The following is a 6,000-nucleotide window of genomic DNA, read 5'->3' on the forward strand; positions in this document are numbered from 1 at the left end:
GGATATAATAGTAAAAAGTATGAAGTTTATGTTAAAGTGAAGGTTACTCTTTAACTTTAATGTGAGGAGGCTATGACGTGAGGTTTTTAGAGGGGTACTTTAGGTTATCTTGGCAAATATGGGCAGCTATTGGGTCCTGGTTGGTAATGGTCAGTTTTTATAAGGGAGCAGTTTTCAATTTTCATATGGATTCTGCACTGGATATATATATGAAGTGTATTTTAATAGGGTTAGGTCATTGGATTGTTTATAGATTATTTTTCTTTAAGAAAAGTGAATGTTAAAGTTAAATATTAAGATTATTAGTAAGGATTATTGTTATGAGATAAAGTGGAAACTTCAACTTATGATAATAGTCCTTTTGTGCTTAAAAAGCATATTTTAAAGAGAAATTATAAAATGGAGATGGTTAATGTGAAGGCTATTGTAAATGGAAAGATAATATTAGAGGATGAAATAGTAGAAGGTAGTGCCCTTATTTATGATGAAAAGATAGTTAATATGGTTAATAATCATGAAGTTGGGAGATTTAATGTGGATTCTATTATAGATGCTAAGGGTAACTATGTTAGTCCTGGGTTTATTGATCTGCATATACATGGTTCTGGTGGTTATGATACTATGGATGGAACCTATGAAGCACAATCTATAATATCAAAGACCATAATTAAAAATGGGGTAACATCATATCTTCCAACTACAATGAGCATGTCTAAGGAGTGTATAAAAAAAGCCCTTGAAAATATAAGGGGGATTAGTATAAAAGATGGTGCAAGGATACTTGGGGTTCACCTGGAGGGGCCCTTTATTAATCCTAAGTTTAAGGGAGCTCAAAGGGAGGATTATATAATAAAACCTGATTATGATTTCATAAAGGATTATTTAGATATTATAAAAATAATAACCTTCGCACCAGAGATGGATGAGGATTTTGAATTTATGGATAAGATGAAAAAACATGGAAATGTAGTTTTATCTATGGGACATACGAATGGAACCTTTGAAGAAGCCATTAGGGCTATTGAAAATGGAGTGAACTATGGAACCCACGTGTTTAATGCCATGTCTGGACTTCATCATAGAAAACCGGGTGTGTTAGGAGCCCTATTTTCAAGGGATGTATACTGTGAGCTAATAGGAGATACTATACATGTTCACAAGGGATTATTTGAAGTTTTTATACATATAAATGGTAAAGAGAGGGTCATACTTGTGACTGATTCCATGAGGGCTGGATCTATGGAATGTGGAGAATATGAGTTAGGTGGACAAAGGGTAATAGTTGATGAAAATAGTGCTAGACTTGAAGACAATACCCTAGCCGGGAGCATATTAAAACTTAATGAAGCAGTTAAGAATATAAGAGATAATACAAAATATAATATAAGAGAAGTAGTTAATATGGCAACGGTTAATCCAGCTAAGGCCATAGGTATGTATGATAAAATAGGTACCATTAAAAGGGGGAAGAGTGCTGATTTAGTAATATTTGATGAAGATATTAATATTTTAAAGACAATAATAAACGGAAAGGTTTTTTATGAGGTGGTTTAAATGAGAATTATATGTGTTAATAACTATGATGAAATGAGCGAAAAGGCTGCAAATATATTGGCAAGTCAAATCATATTAAAGCCAGAAAGTGTAGTAGGACTTGCAACGGGGTCAACTCCTATTGGCATGTATGATCATATGGTAAGGGCCTATGAAAGTGGAAAGATTAGCTTTCAAAGGGTAACCACCTTTAATTTGGATGAGTATTTTAACCTGGATAAAAACAATCCTCAGAGTTATTATTTTTATATGAAAAAGAATTTATATGATAAGGTGGATATACCTAATGAAAATATAAATATACCAAATGGCATGGTAGAGGATATAGAAAGGGAATGTATAAGATATGAAAAGGAAATAAGAAATAAGGGTGGCATTGATATTCAAGTTTTAGGTATAGGAAGAAATGGACATATAGGATTTAATGAACCAGATATTAAGTTTGAAGCCCTAACCCATATGGTAAACTTAGATGAGCAAACCATAAGGGATAACTCAAGATTCTTTTCTTCAATAGAGGAGGTTCCAACTAAGGCCATAAGTATGGGTATAAAAACTATTATGAGGGCTAAAAAAATAGTACTTTTAGCAAGTGGTAAAGAAAAGGCAGAATCCATATATGAGGCCATCTATGGAAAAATAACTCCAACTCTTCCCGCATCAGTCCTTCAACTCCATCCAGATGTGGTATTTGTATTAGATAAGGATGCTGCATGGAAACTTGACTCAAAGGAATTAGACAAGGAATATTTATAGGAGTGTGATGAAAATGTTTGATTTTTTCAAAAAAAAGAATAGAGAGATTATTCTTATGGCCCCCTTTGAAGGTGAAATTGTGGATATAACTAAAATGAGTGATCAGGTCTTTTCACAAAAACTATTGGGAGATGGAGTGGCAGTTATACCATCTAGCAATATGGCTTTAGCACCTTGTGATGGAGAGATAACCCAAATATTTGCCACAAATCATGCCTTTGGTATAACTACAAAGGAGGGGTTACAGGTATTGGTTCACATAGGAATAGACACGGTTATGTTAAAGGGTAAAGGATTTAAAAGGATCAAAGAACCAGGTCATATTGTTAAAAAGGGAGAACCCATAATAGAGATTGATATGGATTATATAAAAAGTATGGGGAAGGATATTATCACTCCTTTGGTTATAACTAATATGGAAAAGGTTGAAAATATGGATAAAAACTATGAAAATAGGGAAGAAACACTAAGAATAACTTTAAATAAATAAATCCAGTTTAAACTGGATTTATTTATTTTCATATTTTTGTTTTTTAAGGGCAGGACTTACCTTGGGGAAGTATACGGATTTATAAATGGATGATACGGTTTGGGACCAGTTTCTATCACTTTCACCATTAGTTCTTTTTTTCATATATTCAGATACCTGATCATCATATTTATCTATTATATGTTTTATATCCCTATTGTACGTTTCTTCATGATATACGGCTTCCTTTGGAAATCTAGGCTTTTTAGCAGATTCTTCATCTGCATATCCTACTACTAAACCACACATGGGAAATACATACTCAGGTAAATCTAGTATATCTATTATTTCATCGGGATTCATTCTAATGGCTCCTATGGGAACTATAGAAAGGCCTAAAGATTCTGCAGCAGCTATGGCATTTCCCATGGCCAGCCCCACGTCTATAGCACCAACTAATGTGGACTCTGTGTTTTGTGTTATTATTAAATCTAAATTGTTTTTTTCTGCTCCTATTTTTGCCCTATAGAAATCTGATAGAAATACTAAAAACACAGGTCCTTCATCTATCCATTTTTGATCTCCACATAGGTGGGCTATTTTTGATTTTGTCTTAGGATTTTTCACAGCTACTATGCTCATTTGTTGACCGTTTATGGAAGATGGGGCACTTTGAGCAGCATTTATGATCATATCTAGGTCCTTGTCATTTACCATGTCTGATTTATATTTTCTAATACTTCTGTGGTTAGTTAAAGTTTTTATCACTTCATTCACGTCTCTCACTCCTTAATGGTAGGCATATTATAATAAGTACTCACTCTATTATTAGTTAATACCCTTACTAAATATGCCTGAAACACATATTAATTTTTTTTCGAATGTTATTAGATTAAGTGGGTATAATGGTAATTATAGGATAAGATGAGGAGGAGAATAATGAAAAAATTAGTTGTATTTTATTCCTTTGAGGGGAATACAAAATATATTGCAGAGGGAATAGCTAAGGAAATGGGAGCAGATTTACTGGAGTTAAAGCCCCTAAGGGAGCCTAAAAAAGGTAGTTTTATGAAATATGTTTGGGGTGGAAGGGAAGTGATGACAAAGAAGGAGCCTGAAATTGAAAGTATAGATAAAAATCCAGATGATTATGATTTAATATATATGGGAACTCCCGTATGGGCATGGACCTATGCGCCTGCCTTTAGAACTTTTTTATCTAAGGTCAATATTAAAAATAAGAATATAGCTTTGTTTTGTTGCCATGGAGGCGGTAAGGGAAAGATCTTTGAACGGTTTAAAGAAGATTTAGGTGAAAATAAATATTTGGGCCAAATAGATTTTCAAGATCCCCTTAAGAATAATAGGGAAAAGGATTTAGAGGAAGCTAAAAAATGGGCTAGGGAAATTGAAAAAAGCATATGAAGGAGCACAAAGTATGCTCTTTCATATGCCATGTTAGTTTTTTGTATTTCCTATATTTTTTACAGTTGTAAAGATAGTTGTTAGATCAATACATTGTTATTGTGCATATTTTTTTAGATTGTTAGAAGCTTGAGCTAATTCTTGTACTAATCTTTGGGCTTCATTTGCCTCATTTATGTGTTCATTGGCTATGGCTGTGGCTTCTTCAGTAGTAGCCATAGTCTCTTGAGCAATAGCAGATATATTAGTTACTTTCTCAACTATTTGTTCATTTGTATTTAATATGCCGTTTATTCGTTCGTTAACTAAATGTATCTTATTTCTAACACCAGAGGTGTTTTTATTGATTTCTACAAGTATATTTTCACTTTCAACAATCATATTATTTTGTTCATCATTAATATTCTTAAGATTTATGGCTGATTTTACTGATTCCTCAGTTTTATTTGACAGTTTATTAATAGTATGAGTTATTTTTTCAGCTGAGTCTTTACTCTGTTCAGCCAAGGCTCTAATTTCGTTAGCTACTACTGCAAATCCCTTTCCAGCCTCACCAACTCTATTAGCTTCTATGGCAGCATTTAATGCAAGAAGATTAGTTTGTTCTGCTATATTAGTAATGATTTGGGTAATTTCTTTTATTCCTTTGGACTCTTCGTTTAATTCATTAATCATAGAAAGAACTTTATGATTATTTTCATTAAGGGTTTTATTTTTTTTACGTAGATTATTAATAATATTCATTCCATGTTGAACTACATCCTCCGTTAGATGAGAAGCTTCATCCATATCTTTAGACATTTGAAATGTACTTTTTATCCTTTCTTGAATATCTTCAGCCAATAGGGTTTGTTCTTGAATCTCCTCAGCAGTATTTTGAGCACCAGTAGATACTTCAGTTACGGAATCTGATATGGTTTTAGTTGATATGGAGATTTTACCTATAATATCATTAACTTCCATGGCATTTCCATCTACTATCTTAGCTATTTTTAATATATCCTTAACCATATCCTGCTCTATCTTTTGAACTTCTGCTACTTTTTTAATATTTGATGTTAAGTCAGATTTGAATTTTGAAGACATGAAAACTACCACATTTAATGCAACAATATACATAATCATAGTAGAAATTTGAATGGTATAAACAGTTGTATCTAGAGCAGTTCCATATCCCATTTTAATTTTGCTCATAACGTAATATAAGTTTAAAATAAATATTAAACCAGTGGAAAAATGGATAAACCTTTTGTCAAAGTATAGGGAAAAGCAAGTAAGTAAGGGAAATATAAACACAAATGTTACTTGAGTTTTTCCCGTTAGCATAGTCCAGGCATACATTATAAAAAAGCCAAGGAAGGCTATAATCTTCATATGTTTATTTGAAGGGTCTTTTAAGTATAATATATTGGCTATAAGGGCAGATACTAGGCCAACGGATAATATACCTGCAACATATGTAAAACTTCTGTTTCCTTTTAAATACTCTATTATAAACCCTGCAGATACTATTGCAATCATAAACCATGTAACTAACAATACTATAAAATTAGCTTTTTTAATAAATTCATTGTCCTTGTTCATTTTATACCGTTACCAAAAATCTATAAAAATCTACAAATTAAAAATTTTGTTTCTTTCCTACTTCATAATGCCCCATTTTGCCGAAGCTACTTTGGTTTGCTATAACACTCCATAGGCTTTGCTACTTTTCAGTAGTGGGTTGTAACGATTACCCAATTTAGAATATCTTTTTAAGCTGATATTTCTAAACCATAGTTTGCAAGATTATATGA

Annotated in this window: 7 protein-coding genes; 5 read left to right on the forward strand and 2 right to left on the reverse strand. The window is 32.3% G+C overall.

The window, feature by feature from the left end; all coding sequences use genetic code 11:
* Window positions 1–77: 77 nt before the first annotated feature.
* From N4A57_RS00790 to N4A57_RS00805, 4 genes are all read left to right on the forward strand, one after another.
* Window positions 78–284, forward strand: a complete 207-nt coding sequence (locus tag N4A57_RS00790; protein ID WP_293655418.1) for a hypothetical protein — start codon at window positions 78–80, stop codon at window positions 282–284.
* Between the two features lie 79 nt (window positions 285–363).
* The gene (nagA, locus tag N4A57_RS00795; protein WP_330671412.1) at window positions 364–1,554 is read left to right on the forward strand and encodes an N-acetylglucosamine-6-phosphate deacetylase; all 1,191 of its coding nucleotides are present in this window, start codon (window positions 364–366) and stop codon (window positions 1,552–1,554) included.
* On the forward strand, window positions 1,555–2,310 hold the full coding sequence (gene nagB, locus N4A57_RS00800) for a glucosamine-6-phosphate deaminase (protein WP_293655419.1): 756 nt from the start codon (window positions 1,555–1,557) through the stop codon (window positions 2,308–2,310).
* 13 nt (window positions 2,311–2,323) lie between these two features.
* Complete coding sequence (locus N4A57_RS00805; RefSeq protein ID WP_293655420.1) at window positions 2,324–2,800, forward strand: PTS sugar transporter subunit IIA; 477 nt, start codon at window positions 2,324–2,326, stop codon at window positions 2,798–2,800.
* 18 nt (window positions 2,801–2,818) lie between these two features.
* On the opposite strand, the gene N4A57_RS00810 is transcribed toward N4A57_RS00805, so the two are convergent.
* Window positions 2,819–3,556 carry an NADPH-dependent oxidoreductase gene (locus tag N4A57_RS00810; RefSeq protein WP_293655422.1) on the reverse strand — a complete coding sequence of 246 codons (738 nt, stop codon included), beginning with the start codon at window positions 3,554–3,556 and terminating at the stop codon, window positions 2,819–2,821.
* 162 nt (window positions 3,557–3,718) lie between these two features.
* Here N4A57_RS00810 and N4A57_RS00815 point away from each other — a divergent pair, with 162 nt between their 5' ends.
* Entirely contained in the window at window positions 3,719–4,204 is a 486-nt protein-coding gene (locus N4A57_RS00815) for a flavodoxin family protein (protein WP_293655424.1), read from the forward strand.
* Window positions 4,205–4,300: 96 nt separating this feature from the next.
* Here the strand turns inward: N4A57_RS00815 and N4A57_RS00820 are convergent, their stop codons facing one another.
* Complete coding sequence (locus N4A57_RS00820) at window positions 4,301–5,788, reverse strand: methyl-accepting chemotaxis protein (RefSeq protein ID WP_293655426.1); 1,488 nt, start codon at window positions 5,786–5,788, stop codon at window positions 4,301–4,303.
* Between the last annotated feature and the right edge of the window lie 212 nt (window positions 5,789–6,000).

This window comes from Anaeromicrobium sp. (assembly GCF_025210435.1).
In the GTDB taxonomy this organism is placed as follows: domain Bacteria; phylum Bacillota; class Clostridia; order Peptostreptococcales; family Thermotaleaceae; genus Anaeromicrobium.

What these genes read in the sequence shown, in the direction of transcription:
- nagB (WP_293655419.1), top strand. Translation starts at nt 1,555, where the DNA reads ATGAGAATTATATGTGTTAATAACTATGATGAAATGAGCGAAAAGGCT.
- N4A57_RS00805 (WP_293655420.1), top strand. Translation starts at nt 2,324, where the DNA reads ATGTTTGATTTTTTCAAAAAAAAGAATAGAGAGATTATTCTTATGGCC.
- N4A57_RS00815 (WP_293655424.1), top strand. Translation starts at nt 3,719, where the DNA reads ATGAAAAAATTAGTTGTATTTTATTCCTTTGAGGGGAATACAAAATAT.
- N4A57_RS00820 (WP_293655426.1), bottom strand. Translation starts at nt 5,788, where the DNA reads ATGAACAAGGACAATGAATTTATTAAAAAAGCTAATTTTATAGTATTG.